Genomic DNA, 17,527 nt, shown 5'->3' with positions numbered 1-17,527 from the left:
CGGTTCTCCAACCGGTGTTCCCATTGTTTTTGATTTCGCATGCGATTTTGTATACAATTTTGAGTGTAGCTCGGGGATCAGCGAAGTCAACACCGCTCGGCGGGGCCTTGGGGCCACCGACCCGGGGCCGGGGAATGGCAAAACGCGCCGATTTTCAATACAGCTACGCGCGAAACACATCGATTTCCGGCACGGACCGGAGACTGGATACGGAACTTGGCCAAGGAAACAAAAAACACGCTGCGCGACTCGGTCTATTCCGCGCTCAAGGCAATGATCGTGACCGGCCAGATCCCGCCGGGCGCGCGCGTCACCGAGAGCGACATTGCGGCAAAGCTGAATGTCAGCCGCACGCCCGTGCGCGAGGCCTTCAACCGCCTCGAGCGCGACGGGTTGGTCACCGGCCGGCCGCGGCAGGGCTACGCCGTCACCGAGTTCGACATAAACATGTTCCGCGAGGCCTTCGACATCCGCGAACTGCTCGACGGCCACGCCACCGAACTGGCGGCGGCTGCGGCCACCGAGAAAGACAAGGCGCGGCTGCGCGTCATGCTGGCCGAATGCGAGAGGCTGGCCGCCATTGCGGAGCGAACCACAAGGGAAAAATTCCAGGAGCTTGAAGTCGGCATCGACCTGCACCGCGTCATCGCCGAAATCAGCGGCAATGCCATGCTGCACGGCATGCTGTGCGGCATCCTCGACAAGTGCCAGCACTATGTCTGGACGGAACTGCTGTGGCTCGACGAATGGAAGATCGCCCGCGACGAGCATGCCGAGATTGTTGAGGCGATCTGCGCCGGCGACGCCAAGCGCGCCGGCGCCCTGGCGCGCGCCCATGTGCGCGGCTCGCGCGAGAACGTGCTGCGCCTGCTGCAGGCCAAATCGGATTACCAGAGCTTTCTGGCCAAGGCGTCGTGAGCGGGGTTGGACTTGGCGCGAAGCAACGCGTTAGCGATCTCAACTGGGCAGCCATGGATATTGCGGGTGGCGATGCTACCATAGGCCGGACGAACCTCGACAAGGACACTCCAGGTGCTTCCCTCGACAGGGCTTGAGCGATTGAGCGCATTTTCGGATGGCGTGTTCGCCGTCCTTATCACCGTGCTCGTGCTTGACCTGCGCCCACCGGAGGTGCCGACCTTCACTGCGTTGCTGGCCTTGTGGCCGACATGGCTGAGCTACGGCGTGAGCTATCTCTTCATCGCCATCGTCTGGGCGAACCACCATCATCTCCTGCGCCATGCCACGGCGGCGACGACCAGCCTGATGTGGTACAATTTCGCGCACCTGTTCTCGGTGTCGCTGCTGCCGCTGGCAACCGCGTGGATGGCGGTCAGCGAGCTGGCCCCGCAGCCGGTGGCGTTCTACGCGGTCGTCTTCTTCCTGGTGAACCTGACCTACATTCTCCTGATCCGGGAACTCATCGACCCGATGCCGGCCGACACCGTTCCGCTCAAGGTGCGCAAGGTCATGCGCATCCGCTCGATCGTGACGCTGTGCCTTTTCGGCTTGGCGGTGGTCGTCGCCCTGAAATACCCGATCGCCGGACTGGCGATCTGTTGCTGCTGCCTGACGGTCTATCTCCGGCCGGAAGCGCCGGGATCGCGCGCCGGCTGAGCGCAATGTCAGGTCATACCGCCCGCGTCGGCTTTCGGCCTCGATCCGCCAGACCGCACTGAATTTGCCCTGGGCAGTTCTCCAGATGCTCGCCGCATTGCTACTTCGCGCTGCTCGAACGGAGAAGCCGTCACGGCCGAAAACGGTCAGTCGGCGGAGCGCTTCTCGAATACGGAGCGTGCGACCGGGGCTGCCGAGAAAGCGTTTGGCCATCCCGCGTAATAGGCGAGATGACTGATCACCTCCGAGGCCTCGGCGCGCGTCAGTCCATTATCCATGGCCCTGTTGAGATGGTAGGGAATCTGCTCCACCTGCCCGGCGGCGACCAGTGCGCTGACCGTCACCAGGCTGCGGTCGCGCGGCGCGAGGTCGGGACGCAGCCACAAGTCGCGAAACAGCACTTCCGTCGTGTCGCGCACCAGGCCCGGCGACGCCGGTCCCGTGCCTTGCTCGACCCGTGCGGCACGATCGGCCTCCGCCTTTTCGTCGAGCGGCAGCAAATCGACGACAGCCTTGGGGAGCTGGTCCGGCCCGATGCCGCGTGCCTCGAACACCGCTTTGGCGATCGCCGTGGCTGCCATCGCGTTGCCCCACCCGGCATAGAAGGCAAGATGCGTGATCATCTCCGAGATCTCGGCCGGCTTCACGCCACTGTCGAGGGCGAGGCTCAACTGCTCCGGCAGGAGTATGCCCTGGTTGCGGGTGACCACCGCCGCGATGGTGACGATGCTGCGATCGCGCGTCGACAGGCCGGGGCGCTTCCAAACGTCATTGGCAAGCTTGTCCGTCGCATAGCGCGCAAGGGCGGGCGAGACGGCCTGCAAATCCTCTGGAGGCAGGCTGCCGGTCTGCGACCCCGTCTGCGCCGCAGCGTCGGCAGCCCCCATCGACAAAGCGAGTGCGAGAATGGTTGAAGGTTTCATGATGATGCCTTTCGTTCCTGCGTACGGTCAGCGGTATTGCTCGTCGGAGACAGGCTCCAGCTAGTTGACATTCTTGCCGTCATGCATGTAGCTCAACGCGATATGGGCCATCGGGCTGGTGGCGGTCGCGCCATGCCAGTGCTTCACCCCGGCGGGAATCCAGACGACGTCGCCTGGATTGATGACGAGGGCCTCCTTGCCGTCTTCGCGAATCCAGCCTTGGCCTGATGTGACGATCAGCAACTGACCGGCAGGATGGGTGTGCCAGACGGTGCGCGCTCCGGGAGCAAAGTTCACCAGCCCTGTGCTTGCGCCCGTTATCTCGGTGGCGGGAAACAGCGCAGTGATGACCGCTTGCCCGGTAAAGTTTTCTGCCGCTCCGATCATCGCCGGCGTGCTGCCGTTTGTCCGGATTTCGATGCCCTGCGCTTGCACGGGCATACCTCCCGCCACACTCGCGGCCGTTGCTGTCAGGATTTTCTTCATTTTGGTCTCCTTAAGGTTCGCTCCCCTGCATTTGTGGGCTGAACGCAGTGCGGCGCTTACAGACGAAGCAGCGTCTTGATCGCCCGCCTCTCATCCATGGCGCGGTAGCCCTCGGCGACATCGGCCAGCGGCAGGGTCAGGTCGAAGACCTTGCCGGGATTGATCTTGCGCTCCAGCACCAGATCCATCAGATGCGGAAGAAAACGGCGCACGGGCGCGGGGCCGCCGAGCAGGCTCTTCTGGGCGAAGAAGAGGCCCTGGCCGTCGAGCTGGACGCCATGCGGCACGCCGACGAAGCCGATCGAGCCGCCGGGGCGGGCACAGTTGATCGCCTGCATCATGGATTCCTGCGTGCCGACGCATTCCAGCACGGATTCCGCGCCGACGCCGCGGGTCAGATCCTTGATCCGCGCCACGCCGTCATCGCCGCGCTCCGAAATGATATCGGTGGCGCCGAATTCGAGCGCGAGATCCTGGCGCGTCTTGTGACGGCTCATGGCGATGATGCGCTCCGCGCCCATCTGCTTGGCCGCGAGCACGCCCATCAGCCCGACCGCGCCGTCACCCACGACGACCGCCGTCGCGCCGGGCTCGACGCGCGCGGCGTCGGCGGCATACCAGCCGGTGCCAAGCACATCCGATGCCGCCAGCAGGCTCGGGATCAGATCGTCCTCGGGCATGCCGGGGGTGGCGACCAGCGTGCCGTCGGCAAGCGGCACGCGCAGCATCGGCGCCTGCGCCCGGCTCATGAACTCGCGCTGCTCGCAGGACGAGGGGAAGCCGAAGCGGCAATGCGGGCAGGTGTTGTCGGAGGTGCAGAACGAGCCGACGACGAACTGGCCGGGCTTCACCGTTCTCACCGCGCTGCCCACTTCCACCACCACGCCGCAATATTCGTGGCCCATATGCATCGGTTCGTTCAGCGGCTGGAGCCCGCGATAGGGCCACAGGTCGGAGCCGCAGATGCAGGTGGCCGAGAGCTTGAGGATGGCGTCGGTGGGATGAAGGATTTCGGGCTCCGCCACTTCCTCGCAGCGGATGTCGCCGGCACCGTAGAGAACTGTTCCGAGCATCGTTTTCTCCTTGAGCCTATGTCAGGCGTTCTATGCGTATGTTGAAGCGTCCGCCGCGCAGCAGCGGTGCGATACCGCTGTCGAGCCGGCCGAGCCGGATCAGGCCGCGCGAATACCGGTAGGGGCCATAAAAGAAGATGAGATTGCCCCAGGGCGCGTAGTAGGCGATGTCGCCGATGGCCTCGTTGTCGAACGGGCCGCTGCCCTCGATCCGCAATTTGCGCGGCAGGTAGCCGATCTTCTCGACGGATGCGTAGTCTTCCAGTGTCAGGTCGAGCGGCAGCATCGCGGCGAAATCCTGCGCGCTCGGATTGTCGAACAGGGAGGCCGTCAGGCGCATCGCGTCCACTTCAATAGCAATCCTCATCAACGGTTTCTCCTGTCCGTCCGTTCCGCGGGCTTGGCCTGGCGCGGCGGAGGGCGCGAACGCGGCTGCCAGTGCGGCGGCAACCGCGGCGCGGCGCGTCATGTGGCTGCGTGTCATGGTGCGCCCTTGCAGTGGTCATGGGCGGCTGCCGCCGCGGCCAGCGCGGATCCCACAAGCAGCACCGCGCCAAGTGCGAAGGGGCTTCGCCAGCCGAGCGTGTCCAGCAGCAGGCCGCCGCCCGCCGCGCCGAGCGTGATGGCGAACTGGATGACGGCGACCTGCAAGCCGCCGCCGGCTTCGGCATCGTCGCGCAGCGCGCGGCTCAGCCAGGTGCCCCAGCCGACCGGCGCCGCGGTTCCGAAAAAGCCCCAGCCGACGAGCAACGCGGTGACGGCCACCGGCATCGATCCAAGCACGATCAATGCGACGGCCAGCAGCGCCATGGCCAGCGGAATGATGATGACGATGCTGTAGAGCCGCGTCTTGAGCAGCCGGCCTATGGTCCAGGTGCCGGCGACGCCTGCTAGTCCCATCACGAGCAGGATCGCCGAGAGCGCCGAAACGCCGACACCGGTCACGGTTTCCAGGAAAGGCCTGAGATAGGTGAAGAGCGCGAACTGGCCCATGAAGAGCAACAGGATCGAGGTCATGCCGAGCGCGACCTGACGGCGCAGCAGCAACCGGAGGACATTGCCCGACGCCTTGCGGCCGCGTGGCGGCAGCGCAGGCAGGCTGAAGCTTTGCCAGACAAGGGCAAAGAGGGCCAGCGGCACCACGAGGAAGAACGCGCCGCGCCAGCCGACATAATCGCCGAGCAGGCTTCCGAGCGGCGCCGATATGGTTGCCGCGATGGCGTTGCCGGCGTTGATCATCGCCAAGCCCTCGGACACGGAGTCCTCCGGCACGAGGCGCATCACGATCGCGGTGGACATCGACCAGAAACCGCCGATGGCAATGCCGAGCAAGACGCGGCCGATCATCAGCACGGCATAGTTGGGCGCAAAGGTCACCACCAAGCCGGACACGGCGAGCAGCAGCGAGAACGACGTCAGCACCAGCTTGCGGTCGATATGCCGCGTCAGGCCGGCGATGAACAGGCTGGTGACGACCGCGAAGATGCCGGAGACCGAGATCGCCTGTCCCGCCCGGCCTTCGGTGATGCCGAGCCCGTCGGCGATCGGCGTCAGCAAGCTGACCGGCATGAACTCGGAAGCGATGAGGACGGCGACGCAAAGCGTCATCGAGAACACCGCACCCCATGCTGCCCGAGGCTTCACCAGCCTGTCGTCGTAAGTCGTTTCCATCAGCCGTCACCACGCACAAAAAGCCGGCCGCCGGAAAACGCATCGGCGGCCTGTTCGCGACAGGAGATAGCGCCGGACTATTGGAATGATTAGCGGCTGAAAGTCGCTTGAACTTATCGATGCAGGCCATAAATAACGTCGGGCCGTATTCAGCGGGGCAGAAGGCCATGCGCGAAAACTTCAACGATCTTCTGTGGTTCCTGATGGTGGCCGAGGAGCGCAGTTTCACCAAGGCCGCCGCCAAGATCGGCATTACCCAATCGACCCTCAGCCACACGATCAAGCGGCTCGAAACGCGCCTGGGCCTGCGGCTGCTGGCGCGAACGACGCGCAGTGTCTCGACGACCGAGGCGGGGGAGCGGTTACGTCAATCCCTGGCGCCGCGCATCGTCGATATCGAAACCGACATCGCGGCGCTGACGGCCTATCGCGACAAACCCTCGGGGACCGTGCGCATCACCGTCTCCGATCATGCCCTCGAGCAGCTGGTCTGGCCGAAACTGCGGCCCGTCCTTGCCGACTATCCTGACATCAAGCTCGAATTCAGCCGGGACAACGGATTGCGCAACATTGTCGAGGATGGTTTCGATGCTGGCGTGCGGCTTGGCGAAAGCGTGGAGAAGGACATGATCGCCGTGCGCATCGGGCCGGACTGGCGGCTTGTTGCCGTAGGCTCGCCGGCCTACATCGCCGGACGTGGCGTGCCGAAGGCGCCGCAGGACCTGATCGGCCACAATTGCATCAACCTGCGCATGACCAGCGCCGGTGGCCTCTATGCCTGGGAATTCCAGAAGGCCGGCCAGGCTCTGCGCGTCCGCGTCGATGGCCAGCTCGTGTTCAACTCGACCCTGCCGATGGTCGACGCCGCCATTGCCGGCTACGGGCTTGCCTATGTGCCCGAGGATCTGGTCACGGCGCATGTTGCCGCCGGCCGGCTGCAGCTCGTGCTCGACGATTGGTCGCCGAAATTCGCCGGCTATTACCTATACTATCCAAGCAGTCGCCAGAACTCGCCGGCCTTCAAGGTCATTGTCGACGCGCTTCGAAAACACAGCCAATGATGGTCACCACACAGAAGCCGAGGACGGGGCTGAGCACAACCGGGAATGGGAGCGGCGGACCTCAGATGATGCCGTGCGTCCTTAACAGCGCCTGCTCATCGCCCGACACCCATCCGAATATCTTCGGCTCCCCGTCGAGTTTCCGGACAAGGTAGTGAACGTCGAAATCTATCCCGACGTCCGCTTGGCCCTCGCGGGCATAGGTCGCGGTCCACGCAACATGGGCAACGCAATGATGCTCGTCGATCGGCGAGATGCCGATGTCGCGTATCCGCATCTCTTTCGTTCCGATCGCCCGGTAGTGAGCATAGCCCTGAGCCATGACTTGCTTGAGTTGATCGTCGTTCTTTCCGGTCACGACGCCGGCAGGCGAGGCGGCTATGAACTCCGACGTGTAGAGCGACGCGGCCTCATCCATATCCATGCCGCCGCCAAGCGACGCCTTGAAAAATCGCTGATAGCGTTCAAAAAATCTCTTTACGCTCATCTCCATGATTTCCGCTCCGGTCGTGTCCTCGGGTCAGCGCTGTTCCGGCAAGCTCCGGAGGAAATGGATCATCGCGGCATTGACCTCGTCCGGGCGTTCCTGCTGGGTCCAGTGCCCGCAGCCGGGCAGCATCAACTTGTCGCGGAGTTGCGGGACGAAATTTCCGAGATTGGCCAGCAACTGGTCCATTCCGGGGAAGGCGACCACCAGATCGCGGTCGCCCGCTATATAGAGCGCGGGAACCTTGATCCGCGCGCCGGCAAAGGGCGCCATCAGCTCCCAGTTCCGGTCGATGTTGCGGTACCAGTTGAGACCTCCCGCGAAGCCGGTGCGCTGGAACTCGCCGGCGTAGAAATCGAGGTCGCCTTGGCTGAGCCAGGGCGGCAGGCCCGGCGGCGCCTCGACGGCTTGCAGGAAACCTCCATCATGTGGAACCATGCCGATTCCACCCGCGCTCGTGCCCGAGGCATCCCCCGATGCAGCGTAAAGCATGGCCCGCACCGTGGTCCGGGGGTCCCGCTCCAGCTCGGCTTCGGCAATGCCGGGTTGCTGGAAATAGAGCTGGTAGAATTGCGAGTCCGTCGTTCGCGGCATCACGCTGGTTGGGCGCACCCTTGGCCCGCGGCCGGAACGGCACGCTGAGACCGATGACGGCTTGAAACCGATCCGGGCGCATCAGCGCCGCGTGCCAGGCGACGACGGCGCCCCAGTCGTGGCCGGCGATGATGGCGGTCGGCGCTTCGAGGGCGTCAAGAAGGCCCACCGTGTCGCCGACCAGATGGAAGAGCGTATACTGTTCGACCGCCTCCGGCCGATCGCTCTTGCCATAGCCCCGCATGTCGGGGGCGACGGCGTGAAAGCCCGCCGCCGCGAGCGCACTCAATTGATGGCGCCAGGAATACCAGGATTCGGGAAAGCCGTGGCACAAGAACACCAAAGGGCCATCGCCCTGCTCCGCGACGTTGAGGCGGATGCCGTTGGTCTCGACCATTAGCTGCGTCGGCTCGCTCACGGCTGCTTCTCACGCTCGTGTGTCAGTCTCTGTTTAACGGCTGGCGGCGGACGCCGCAACGAGTGGGTTGAGCGAACCGAATGCCTGTCCCGAAGGTCACGCATCTTTTGTCGCCGGTCTCAGGAGTGATCGCGGCAATGAATATCCGAGATTCGGTCGGCGCCCGCTCTGCGGTTCCCGAACTTCTGCCCCAGCTTCAAACGCGATGAGCGCGCTTGCCTATTGTCACCCGGCTGTCATATGTCGGCACTACGAAGCCTTAGTTCTGGATTTATGGATACGTGGATAAAAAATCAGCTCTCCTCGCTTTGGCGGCACTCGGCCAGGATACAAGGCTCGAGGTCTTTCGCCTGCTTGTCCAGGCGGGCGCCGAGGGGACCCCCGCCGGCGAGATCGCTTCCCGCCTCGACATCGTGCAGAACACGATGTCGGCGCACCTCAAGGTTCTTGACCATGCCGGCCTCGTCCGCGCCGAGCGCGACGGCCGCACAATCCGCTATGTTGCCGACATGACCGGATTCCGCGATCTGCTCGCCTACCTCATGGAAGACTGCTGCAATGGCGCGCCAGAACTCTGTCGGCCCGTGATCCAGGCGGTCACCTGCAAGTGTTAGAAGAGGCATCCGCCATGAGCGAGCCATGCAACGTTCTTTTCCTCTGCACGGGCAATTCGGCAAGGTCGATCATCGCCGAGGCGATACTCAACCTTCCGAAAGCCGGCTGAGCAAGGAAAGTATCATGAACGATCACGCTTTGAGCGCGGGCGGCGGCATTGGTTTCGTCGAGAAATACCTGACCGTGTGGGTGGCGCTGTGCATCCTCGCCGGCATCGCGCTCGGCCGTCTCATGCCAGGCGTCTTCCACGCCGTCGGCGAGGCCGAGATTGCCAAGGTCAACCTGCCGGTCGCGGCACTGATCTGGCTGATGATCGTGCCGATGCTGGTCAAGATCGACTTCGCCGCGCTCGGCCATGTGAAGGAGCATTGGCGCGGAATCGGTGTGACACTGTTCGTCAATTGGGCGGTGAAGCCGTTCTCGATGGCGGCGCTCGGCTGGCTGTTCATAGGGTATCTCTTTCGGCCTTATCTGCCGGCCGACCAGATCGACAGCTATATCGCCGGCCTTATCATCTTGGCGGCCGCGCCCTGCACGGCGATGGTCTTCGTGTGGTCGAACCTGACGAAAGGCGAACCGCATTTCACGCTGAGCCAGGTCGCGCTTAACGACACCATCATGATCTTCGCCTTCGCGCCGATCGTCGGCTTGCTGCTCGGCCTCTCGGCCATCACCGTACCCTGGAATACCCTCGTCCTCTCCGTCGCGCTCTACATCGTCGTGCCGGTCATCGGCGCCCAACTCCTGCGTCGGCGGCTGCTCGCCGCGGGCCGCGAAGCCGCCTTGAAGCGATTTCTCGAGCGGCTTCAGCCGCTCTCGCTCATAGCCCTGCTTGCCACGCTTGTGCTGCTGTTCGGATTTCAGGGCGTGCAGATCCTGGCGCAGCCGCTGATCATCGCGCTGCTGGCCGTGCCGATCCTGATCCAGGTCTATTTCAATTCAGGGCTCGCTTACCTGCTCAACCGTGTCTCGGGCGAACAGCATTGCGTCGCCGGCCCCTCGGCCCTGATCGGCGCTTCGAATTTCTTCGAACTGGCGGTCGCCGCCGCCATCAGCCTGTTCGGCTTTCAGTCGGGGGCGGCGCTCGCCACCGTCGTCGGCGTGCTGATCGAAGTGCCGGTCATGCTCACCGTGGTCTGGATCGTGAACCGCTCCAAAGGCTGGTACGAGGGCGGCCGGGCAGTGTCCCGTGTTGCTGAAAACATTAATGCTCGACCCTGATCGAAAAATTGCGAAATAGCCGTTGATCCTCAGCCGGCCGGGCAGCCTGCTGGTTGACTGCTTTGCAGGAAAAGCTCGGGATGGCCGCGCGACGCACTCCCGTTAATTGCGCGGGGTATCCGTCCGCTTGACAGTCTGCCTACTAGAAGGTAGACAGGGTGCATGAGCAACTTTTCAACGACATCTGACGAGATTTTGGCCTCCGCACAAAAGCTGATCATCGCCGGCGGTTATAATGGATTCAGCTACGCAGACATCGCGGCCGTGGTCGGCATACGCAAGGCCAGCATCCACCACCACTTCCCCAGCAAGGTCGATCTGGTGCGTACGCTTGTGTCGCGTTACCGCGAGAACGCCGAAGCCGGCATGGCCGATCTCGAGCGCAGCGTGCCTGAACCGCTCGAACTCGTTCAGGCCTACGCGGGTTATTGGGCCAGATGCATCGAGGATGCAAGCATGCCGTTCTGCGTGTGTGCGCTGCTGGCAAGCGAACTTCCAGCGCTTCCGAACGAGGTCACCTCGGAGGTACGGGCATATTTTCAGTTTCTCTCGGCGTGGCTGACGTCGGTCATCGAACGCGGCGAACAGCAAGGCTCCCTGAAAATCTCTGGCCCGGCGCGGATAGAGGCAGAGGCGCTCATGGCCACTGTTCATGGCGCCATGCTATCGGCTCGGGCATACGGACAGCCTGGCGTCTTCGCTACAATTCTCGGCCCGGCCCTGCGGAGGCTGAAGCCCGAATGATATCAGTGCCGGGCGGCTAAGCGACGGGTCGCCCCGACCAGAGCATCGATAAATGCGCCGCGGTAAACTACCAACTAGTAGGTAAAGAAATTCCCTATGTTTCACAAACTCCTCTCGGCTCTCTTGGTCGTCGGTATTCCGGCAAATTTAGCCATCACGGCGCCCGCTCAGGCTCAAAGCCGGAAGGCCGAGCAGATCCACATCAGGGGCAGCGTGTTGACCTTCAGCGCTTCGACGCTGAAGGTCAACACGCGGGAAGGCGAGACTGTTGACGTGGCGCTGGCTGATGGCTGGAAGATCTCCGGCGTCGCTGCTGCGAAGGTGGCCGATATCAAGCCAGGCGACTTCGTCGGAATTGCCTCGCTGCCGAAGGACAAGGGCGGTGACGGCGCTCTGGAAGTCCTGATCTTCCCGCCCGCGCTGAAAGGCGCAGGTGAGGGAAGCTACGGGTGGGATCTGAAGCCTGACAGCAGCATGACCAATGCAACAGTCGCCGATACCGTCAAGGACGTCGACGGGCGCACCGTGACCGTTTCCTACCAAGGCAAGGAAAAGAAGATCGCGATCCCGGACGGCACCCCCGTCGTGACCCTCGCTCCGGCAACCCAGGATGATCTGATCCCGGGTGCCGTCGTCTTCATAGCAGGCGAGAAGGCCGCAAGCGGAACGATCGGTCATCAGGTCGTCGTTGGCAAAGATGGCGTGGTCCCGCCCATGTGAGCCAGGTCGCCGCTCGTTCGCAGGCTGACAAGCGCCTCGGCCACCTGTGGTCGCCGAGGTGCATCGGACAAACATTGAACCATACCCGAAGGATATCCAATGAGACGCGATCGCGTTGAAGTTGCTTCAAATGGCCAGGACAAGTGGCTCAAGCTGTATTACCTCGCCCGCGCGGCCTTTTCCGTCGTCTGGGTCGTGGCCGCTTTGACGGTCGGCCGGCAGTCGGCGTCCATCGCGGCTGTCTTGCTTGTTGCCTATCCTGTCTGGGATGCAGCCGCCAATTATGTCGATGCTTCCCGCAACGGCGGGCTTGCCGTCAATCCTACGCAAGCATTCAACATCGCAGTCAGTTCGGTGGTCGCCCTTGCAGTCATCATGGCGCTGGCCATGAACATGAATTGGGTTCTCGGCGTTTTCGGCGCGTGGGCAATCTTCTCCGGCCTGCTGCAGCTCGGAACCGCAATCCGGCGCTGGAAAACCGCCGGAGGCCAATGGGCCATGATCTTGAGCGGAGGCCAATCGGCTGTCGCCGGCGCATTCTTCATCGCGCAAGCGCAGATGTCCGCACCGCCCTCGATCGCCAACATCGCAGGCTACGCTGGCTTCGGCGCCTTCTATTTCCTCGTCTCAGCCCTTTGGCTCACCGTCTCGCAATCGCGGCGCCGGAAAGTGGCATCCGTTCAAGTATGATCCACATTGTCGGTCTACTGCGTATCCCATCGTGGTCCGGCGATGCACATTCATGGCGGACCATTCGAGGTCGTCGCGCGCGACGGCGAGACCATTCCCCCTTCGGCCCGCTTCCTCGCCGACACCATCAATGTCGGTCCGGGCCAGCGCTATGATGTCGTCTGGACGGCGCGGCGACCCGGCAAATGGCTCATCCACTGCCACATTCCGCACCACACGACGAACAACAATGTTGAGCAAAAGGGCGGCGGCGGGCTGATGGTCGTCATCGACGTCAGCTGACGCGGGAGCCGGAATTGGCGCTGTTGCGGCATCAGAGCCGCACATGGCCCGGTGACCGTTGCCGAGAGTTGGCCTCGACGCCCAGCGACGCAGGCAGCCTCGGAACACGGGCGGGCCCTGCACGTTGATCCCGAACCGCTCGTGGAGTGCACCATGCCAGATTGGATCGGGACTTGGCGAAACCAATACGGCTCGACCGTCATCATCGAGGACGATGCGGAAGGCGTCATCCGCGGCATGTTCAGGACGGCGTTGGAAGACAGCAGTTTCTTTGGTCAGGAACTTTCGATCCATGGCGCTGCTTGCGGCGACGTAATCGGCTTCACGGCTGCGGGACAGGGCAAGGCCGGGCCTGCGGCCGTGAGCTACACCGGTATTCTGAGGGAAAGTAAGCTCGAGATGCTTTGGCATACCGTTGCAGGGCAGACCCTTACCGCATCGGCGGAAGGGGCGCCTGCCAGGATGGTCAGAGTTGGGGCATGGCGCGCCTTCGGGACCAGCCTGGATGTGTTCGAGCGCGTGGAATGACCAACCCCTCGGGCCGGCGTGATCCCATGGGCGGCTACGGAAGGCCGCCGGGCCCGCATGGGATATGCGCGACTGAAAGTGGCTTGCCGATCCTGAGCGATTTCGGCGGCGTTGTGGTCGAGCCGACCGGAGGACGATGGGATGGCCGAAGAAGGCAACGACGCGCAGGTAGTCCTGCAGTGCATGACAACCGAGCACTTTGTGCTGCAGACCGCCCGCGCGGCCACGATTCAGGAGGCAAATCAGCGCGCCAATCTGTTCCTCACGTCGGTCTCAAGCGCGGCGATCGCGCTGTCATTCGTCGCGCAAGTCACGAAAATGGGTACGCCGTTCGTGCTGTTCAGCCTGATCTTGCTGCCCTGCGTTTTCTTCATCGGCCTGGTCACCTTCGTCCGCGCCGTGCAGGTCGCCATCGAGGACATGGTGCACGCCCGTGGAATGGCGCGGATCCGGCACTACTACGTCGAAGTCGCGCCCGCCATGCAAAGCTACCTCGTTCATTCCACGCATGACGATCGCTCGGCGGTGCTCGTGGACAAGGGGCTCAGCCCATCGCCGTTGCAGTATTTCATGACCACGGCCGGAATGGTGAGCGTGATCAGCAGCGCCATCGCAGGTGTCTTTACGGGCATAGCCGCCACAGCGGCAGCCGGCGCCGGAATGGCTCTCGGTGTGGCAGCCGGGATGCTCGCCTTCGCTGCAAGCGTGTTCGTGCTGCGCAGCTACCACCTGCGGGCTTGGGCGGCGGCCGAGCAAAGACTGACGGTTCTTTTCCCAGGCACGCGCGGGGAATGAAGCTCTGCGGAGCCAGGGATCGCTTGGCCGAGGTCCCATATGCCATGAATGCCTTGTGACATCTTCTATTGCCGCGGCCCAAAGCCTCTATATGGCCGTAGCGGAACAATGGAGGCCGTTTCCTGCATGCCGCTTTTGAACAGCGGAAGGGCATCGAGCACCGAGCGAACCTCTTCCTCCGTTTCGGCCTCCATGAGAAGACAAGCGCCGCCCATGTCGCCGCGATTCCAGATTTGTCGCACGGTGCTCGCCATGAAAAGTCGGCGAACGCCTTCGGCTTCGGCTTCCAGTCTCTCGGGCGTGTAGTCCGCGTCGTTGAAGCTTTCCGTCCGCCGACGTGTCAAGACCATGAACTGCATGTTCTTTCTCCTGTTGATGAAGGTAAGGCTTTCCGGTTTGTCCCGGTGGGTGCTTGATGCCTGTCATGGTTATTTAGCGACCATCGGCTGGAACAGGGCGGAAAGGATCGGTTTTCCAGTCTCGGCCGGCAACGTCGGCGCGAGAAAGACCGATGTCTTGCAATTGCGAGTCCGTGAGTTCCATCAGCATGCGGCGGCTCCGGCGCCTTTCCATACCGGCTTCGACCCAGACCAAGATCGCCGCGACGCGCGCCATCAGAATCTGTAGAGCCTCGACTCCACGCCGCCGCGGTGCACTCCTTGTTTCGGCCCGCTCCAAGGCGGCGCCGTTGACGACTGCGTCCATCGCATTTCTCCTTTTTTCGCGACCGGTCGAACCCCGAGGCGAAGGCGGCGAATGAGCCCGCTGCTTTGGGGGTTCGGCGGCCGGAGCCGGTGTCTAACGGTTGCCGAAAAGGTCCCGGCGACGCTCGACCGCCTGATCCTGCGCGATGGCCGCATTGGAGCCCGCATTGAGCAGTTCGTAGGCTGCACTATGCGCGATCGAGGACGTGTGGGTGTTGTCGAGCTGTTCCCGGGCAATCGCATTGATGTCGGAACCGCCGACATTCGGGTTCTCGGCGAGTGCGGCGCCAGTGATGGCCAGGAACGCGGCGGTGGCAAGAGCGATCTTTTTCATGGAAATCTCCTAAGGTTGAGTTCTGGACTTGCGTTCAAGAACAGGTCCTTGCCTGTTCGCCAAGACGATGCATCTTGGGCCCACTCATGATAATCATCGAAGATTGGGAAGGATCATCCGCCAAGAGCGGATAATAGGATCATGAGCGGGTGCGCTGCCTCAGCGCTGACCCCTCCCGGATCGAGGATTTTGCCATGTCGGTGCTGGCAATCGCTCCGGCCCTTGCCCGCATGTGGCCGGCCAGAAGATCAGAAGGGACATCAGCCCGCCGACTTTCCGGCGCGGACGGTGGACTGCTGTTCAGTACTTCAATTCCATCCATCTGCGGTGTTCGGCAAAGCGCTCGGCCAACAGATCGATGAAAGTCCTGACCTTGGCCGAGACATGGTGACGATGCGGATAGAACGCGTTGATCGCGAACTCGACTCCTGAATATTCCTCCAGCACCCGGACAAGGCGCCCGGCGCTCAGGTCGTCGGCCACGAGGAAGGGCGGCGGTATGAACAGACCGCGGCCGTCGAGAGCAAGGCGTCTGAGCGTCTCCTGGCTGTTGGTCAATAAGTTGCCATCGACGCGGACGGAAACGGGCTCGCCGTCGGGGTCCTCGAAACGCCACTCGTTACCGAAAGGATATGACGCATGGCGCATGCAATTGTGGCGTGCGAGGTCATCGGGCCGACGCGGTGTTCCATGGCGTTCGAAATAGCCGGGCGAACCGCAGACGATGTTGCGCCATGAGGTCAGCCGCCGGACGATCAGGCTTGAATCGGGAAGCGGCAGCGAACGCACGTCAAGGTCGAAGCCCTCCTCCACCATGTCGACCATTCTTTCGCCGACGGTGAGATCGACCGAAACAGCCGGATAAAGGTTGACGAATTCGGAAACGATCGGCGCCAGAAAACGGATGACGCTCATGCTGGAATGAAGGCGAAGCGTGCCTTGCGGCGTCGCCTGAAGTGCTCCCGCGACGCGGTCCGCCTCCTCCAGATCGGCGAGGATCTGCGAGGAACGCTGATAGTAAGCCTGGCCGATCTCGGTCAGGCTCACCTTGCGGGTGGTGCGATTGAGAAGCCGAACGCCGAGCCTTTCCTCCAGCGCCTGGACGTGGTTGCTGACCATCGTCGTCGACATGTTGAGGCGTCGGGCCGCCGCGGAAAAGCCTCCGCATTCCACAACGCGGCCAAACACCGTCAAGCTCGTGAGCCTGTCCATTTCGATTATCCGCTCTTAATGGATGATCCTTCCGTTCTTTTCTCGATTATCACATCAAGATTGCCGTTGCATCGTCCTTGCACCAATCGGCCACTCGGCCCGACCGTGAGAGGAGATTACGATGACCGTAAGCGTCAACCCCGCCACCTTGGAATACCCGGTTGAGGTAAAACCCGCGCGGCGGTCCCGCAAGACGATGATCAAACGCACCGTTATCGGGTTGGGTCTGGTGGCCGGCCTGACCGCGGCTGCGCTCTACGGCTATGACTATTGGACGGTCGGGCAGTATCTGCAATCGACCGACGATGCCTATGTCAAGGCCGACTATACGGCTGTCGCGCCGAAGATCTCGGGCCACATCGCCGAGGTGCTGGTCGAGGACAACACTCACGTCAAGGCGGGCCAGGTTCTGGCCCGCATCGACGATCGCGATTTCAGGACCGCGCTAGACCAAGCGCAAGCCAATGTCGAAGCAGCCGAAGCGACGCTGCATAACCTCGACGCCCAGATCGGCCTGCAGCATTCGGTGGTCGAACAGCAAAAGGCCAACGTCGCCGCAACCGAGGCGAAGCTCAAATTCGCGCAGCAGGAGGGTGACCGCTATAAAACCCTGCTGAAAAGCGGCTACGGCACCAGCCAACGCGCCCAGCAGGCCGCGGCGTCCCTTGGCGAAAACGAAGCCCAACTGCAGAGGGATCGCGCCGCACTGGTTGCTGCCCGCAAAGCAATCGACGTGCTCACGACTGAGCGCGGCAAGGCGGAGGCCGAGCGCGACAGCAGCCAGGCCGCCCTGCGTCAGGCGAAACTCAATCTCTCCTACACCACGATCACAGCGCCCGTCGACGGCACTGTCGGGGCCCGTTCGCTTCGCGTCGGCCAGTATGTGCAGGCCGGCACGCTGCTCATGGCGGTGGTGCCGCTGAATGCGGTCTATGTCGTGGCCAATTTCAAGGAAACACAGCTCACTCATGTGCAGAGCGGACAGCCGGTCGAGATCGCCGTCGACGGCTTTCCCGGCGTGGCACTCAAGGGCCGTGTCGACAGTGTGTCGCCGGCCAGCGGTCTCGAGTTCGCGCTGCTGCCCCCGGATAACGCCACCGGCAATTTCACCAAGATCGTGCAGCGCATCCCGGTGAAGATCGCGATCAACGACGGCAGGCTCGCCGGCAAGCTGCGCGCCGGCATGTCGGCGGAACCGACGATCGACACGAAGGCAACCATCCTGGCCGAACGGGGTGAACCGGACAGCGGCCGCCGAATCATCGCCGGCTGGTAACTCGTAGCGGCTGCGCGAGGTTCTCCGAGACCTCGCATGGTGGCCGCCACGCCAGTGTCTCACGCGCGCTTCGTCA

Annotated in this window: 23 protein-coding genes and 2 pseudogenes; 13 read left to right on the top strand and 12 right to left on the bottom strand. The window is 63.0% G+C overall.

The features are described from left to right. Window positions 1-216: 216 nt before the first annotated feature. Window positions 217-918 (top strand): GntR family transcriptional regulator, encoded by a 702-nt coding sequence (locus tag LB547_RS15920; RefSeq protein WP_181171609.1) that lies wholly within the window; start codon window positions 217-219, stop codon window positions 916-918. A 141-nt stretch (window positions 919-1,059) separates the two neighbouring features. Next, window positions 1,060-1,617 carry a TMEM175 family protein gene (locus LB547_RS15915; RefSeq protein WP_246678603.1) on the top strand — a complete coding sequence of 186 codons (558 nt, stop codon included), beginning with the start codon at window positions 1,060-1,062 and terminating at the stop codon, window positions 1,615-1,617. 146 nt (window positions 1,618-1,763) lie between these two features. Here LB547_RS15915 and LB547_RS15910 read toward each other — a convergent pair whose 3' ends face one another. Genes LB547_RS15910 through LB547_RS15890 form a run of 5 tightly spaced genes read right to left on the bottom strand, consistent with a single transcriptional unit; the run spans window position 1,764 to window position 5,770 of the window. Further along, window positions 1,764-2,540, bottom strand: a complete 777-nt coding sequence (locus LB547_RS15910; RefSeq protein ID WP_140582772.1) for a carboxymuconolactone decarboxylase family protein — start codon at window positions 2,538-2,540, stop codon at window positions 1,764-1,766. Between the two features lie 60 nt (window positions 2,541-2,600). Then, on the bottom strand, window positions 2,601-3,026 hold the full coding sequence (locus LB547_RS15905) for a cupin domain-containing protein (protein WP_140762998.1): 426 nt from the start codon (window positions 3,024-3,026) through the stop codon (window positions 2,601-2,603). Window positions 3,027-3,082: 56 nt separating this feature from the next. Then, window positions 3,083-4,099 carry a zinc-dependent alcohol dehydrogenase family protein gene (locus LB547_RS15900; protein ID WP_140514270.1) on the bottom strand — a complete coding sequence of 339 codons (1,017 nt, stop codon included), beginning with the start codon at window positions 4,097-4,099 and terminating at the stop codon, window positions 3,083-3,085. A 16-nt stretch (window positions 4,100-4,115) separates the two neighbouring features. Next, window positions 4,116-4,568, bottom strand: a complete 453-nt coding sequence (locus LB547_RS15895) for a cyclophilin-like fold protein (RefSeq protein ID WP_224655817.1) — start codon at window positions 4,566-4,568, stop codon at window positions 4,116-4,118. A gap of 11 nt (window positions 4,569-4,579) precedes the next feature. Continuing rightward, complete coding sequence (locus LB547_RS15890) at window positions 4,580-5,770, bottom strand: MFS transporter (RefSeq protein ID WP_140762992.1); 1,191 nt, start codon at window positions 5,768-5,770, stop codon at window positions 4,580-4,582. Between the two features lie 167 nt (window positions 5,771-5,937). Here LB547_RS15890 and LB547_RS15885 point away from each other — a divergent pair, with 167 nt between their 5' ends. After that, the gene (locus LB547_RS15885; protein ID WP_140554653.1) at window positions 5,938-6,831 is read left to right on the top strand and encodes a LysR family transcriptional regulator; all 894 of its coding nucleotides are present in this window, start codon (window positions 5,938-5,940) and stop codon (window positions 6,829-6,831) included. A 61-nt stretch (window positions 6,832-6,892) separates the two neighbouring features. Here LB547_RS15885 and LB547_RS15880 read toward each other — a convergent pair whose 3' ends face one another. Genes LB547_RS15880 through LB547_RS15870 form a run of 3 tightly spaced genes read right to left on the bottom strand, consistent with a single transcriptional unit; the run spans window position 6,893 to window position 8,330 of the window. Then, window positions 6,893-7,324, bottom strand: coding sequence for a nuclear transport factor 2 family protein (locus tag LB547_RS15880; RefSeq protein WP_140762990.1), 432 nt, complete (start codon window positions 7,322-7,324; stop codon window positions 6,893-6,895). Between the two features lie 27 nt (window positions 7,325-7,351). After that, window positions 7,352-7,756: an alpha/beta fold hydrolase gene (locus tag LB547_RS15875; protein WP_224702924.1), complete on the bottom strand. Its 405-nt coding sequence runs from the start codon at window positions 7,754-7,756 to the stop codon at window positions 7,352-7,354. After that, on the bottom strand, window positions 7,743-8,330 hold the full coding sequence (locus LB547_RS15870) for an alpha/beta fold hydrolase (protein ID WP_224702922.1): 588 nt from the start codon (window positions 8,328-8,330) through the stop codon (window positions 7,743-7,745). The genes LB547_RS15875 and LB547_RS15870 overlap by 14 nt, the downstream gene beginning before the upstream one ends. A 281-nt stretch (window positions 8,331-8,611) precedes the next feature. On the opposite strand from LB547_RS15870, the gene LB547_RS15865 reads away from it, so the two are divergent. The 9 genes and pseudogenes from LB547_RS15865 to LB547_RS15825 all read left to right on the top strand — a co-directional run bounded on the left by LB547_RS15865 (window position 8,612) and on the right by LB547_RS15825 (window position 13,925). After that, window positions 8,612-8,944 carry an ArsR/SmtB family transcription factor gene (locus tag LB547_RS15865; RefSeq protein ID WP_140762987.1) on the top strand — a complete coding sequence of 111 codons (333 nt, stop codon included), beginning with the start codon at window positions 8,612-8,614 and terminating at the stop codon, window positions 8,942-8,944. 14 nt (window positions 8,945-8,958) lie between these two features. Further along, window positions 8,959-9,051 (top strand): annotated as a pseudogene (locus tag LB547_RS15860) (arsenate reductase ArsC); the annotation flags it as partial. Window positions 9,052-9,068: 17 nt separating this feature from the next. After that, the gene (gene arsB / locus LB547_RS15855) at window positions 9,069-10,166 is read left to right on the top strand and encodes an ACR3 family arsenite efflux transporter (protein WP_140762984.1); all 1,098 of its coding nucleotides are present in this window, start codon (window positions 9,069-9,071) and stop codon (window positions 10,164-10,166) included. A 162-nt stretch (window positions 10,167-10,328) separates the two neighbouring features. Continuing rightward, entirely contained in the window at window positions 10,329-10,910 is a 582-nt protein-coding gene (locus LB547_RS15850) for a TetR/AcrR family transcriptional regulator (RefSeq protein ID WP_140762981.1), read from the top strand. A gap of 96 nt (window positions 10,911-11,006) precedes the next feature. After that, a complete protein-coding gene (locus tag LB547_RS15845) occupies window positions 11,007-11,630 on the top strand; it encodes a hypothetical protein (RefSeq protein ID WP_140671529.1) in 624 nt (207 codons plus the stop codon). Between the two features lie 99 nt (window positions 11,631-11,729). Then, complete coding sequence (locus LB547_RS15840) at window positions 11,730-12,320, top strand: DUF308 domain-containing protein (protein WP_140671531.1); 591 nt, start codon at window positions 11,730-11,732, stop codon at window positions 12,318-12,320. 42 nt (window positions 12,321-12,362) lie between these two features. Next, window positions 12,363-12,602 (top strand): annotated as a pseudogene (locus LB547_RS15835) (multicopper oxidase domain-containing protein); the annotation flags it as partial. A gap of 153 nt (window positions 12,603-12,755) precedes the next feature. After that, on the top strand, window positions 12,756-13,130 hold the full coding sequence (locus tag LB547_RS15830) for an avidin/streptavidin family protein (RefSeq protein ID WP_140628607.1): 375 nt from the start codon (window positions 12,756-12,758) through the stop codon (window positions 13,128-13,130). 141 nt (window positions 13,131-13,271) lie between these two features. Then, the gene (locus LB547_RS15825; RefSeq protein ID WP_140491514.1) at window positions 13,272-13,925 is read left to right on the top strand and encodes a hypothetical protein; all 654 of its coding nucleotides are present in this window, start codon (window positions 13,272-13,274) and stop codon (window positions 13,923-13,925) included. A gap of 65 nt (window positions 13,926-13,990) precedes the next feature. On the opposite strand, the gene LB547_RS15820 is transcribed toward LB547_RS15825, so the two are convergent. The 4 genes from LB547_RS15820 to LB547_RS15805 form a co-directional block, all read right to left on the bottom strand. Beyond that, window positions 13,991-14,284 carry a muconolactone Delta-isomerase family protein gene (locus LB547_RS15820; RefSeq protein WP_140662461.1) on the bottom strand — a complete coding sequence of 98 codons (294 nt, stop codon included), beginning with the start codon at window positions 14,282-14,284 and terminating at the stop codon, window positions 13,991-13,993. Between the two features lie 73 nt (window positions 14,285-14,357). After that, complete coding sequence (locus LB547_RS15815) at window positions 14,358-14,630, bottom strand: DUF1127 domain-containing protein (RefSeq protein WP_224519053.1); 273 nt, start codon at window positions 14,628-14,630, stop codon at window positions 14,358-14,360. A 93-nt stretch (window positions 14,631-14,723) separates the two neighbouring features. After that, on the bottom strand, window positions 14,724-14,963 hold the full coding sequence (locus tag LB547_RS15810; RefSeq protein ID WP_140554644.1) for a DUF680 domain-containing protein: 240 nt from the start codon (window positions 14,961-14,963) through the stop codon (window positions 14,724-14,726). A 300-nt stretch (window positions 14,964-15,263) separates the two neighbouring features. Then, window positions 15,264-16,175: a LysR family transcriptional regulator gene (locus tag LB547_RS15805; RefSeq protein WP_140524242.1), complete on the bottom strand. Its 912-nt coding sequence runs from the start codon at window positions 16,173-16,175 to the stop codon at window positions 15,264-15,266. Between the two features lie 121 nt (window positions 16,176-16,296). Between LB547_RS15805 and LB547_RS15800 the strand changes: the two genes are divergently transcribed. Next, complete coding sequence (locus tag LB547_RS15800) at window positions 16,297-17,451, top strand: HlyD family secretion protein (RefSeq protein WP_140582789.1); 1,155 nt, start codon at window positions 16,297-16,299, stop codon at window positions 17,449-17,451. Window positions 17,452-17,527: the final 76 nt, after the last annotated feature.

It is taken from the genome of Mesorhizobium sp. B264B1B (assembly GCF_020165765.1).
In the GTDB taxonomy this organism is placed as follows: domain Bacteria; phylum Pseudomonadota; class Alphaproteobacteria; order Rhizobiales; family Rhizobiaceae; genus Mesorhizobium.
Note: the sequence above shows the minus strand (reverse complement) of the source record. Positions and strands in the feature narration are given on the sequence as shown.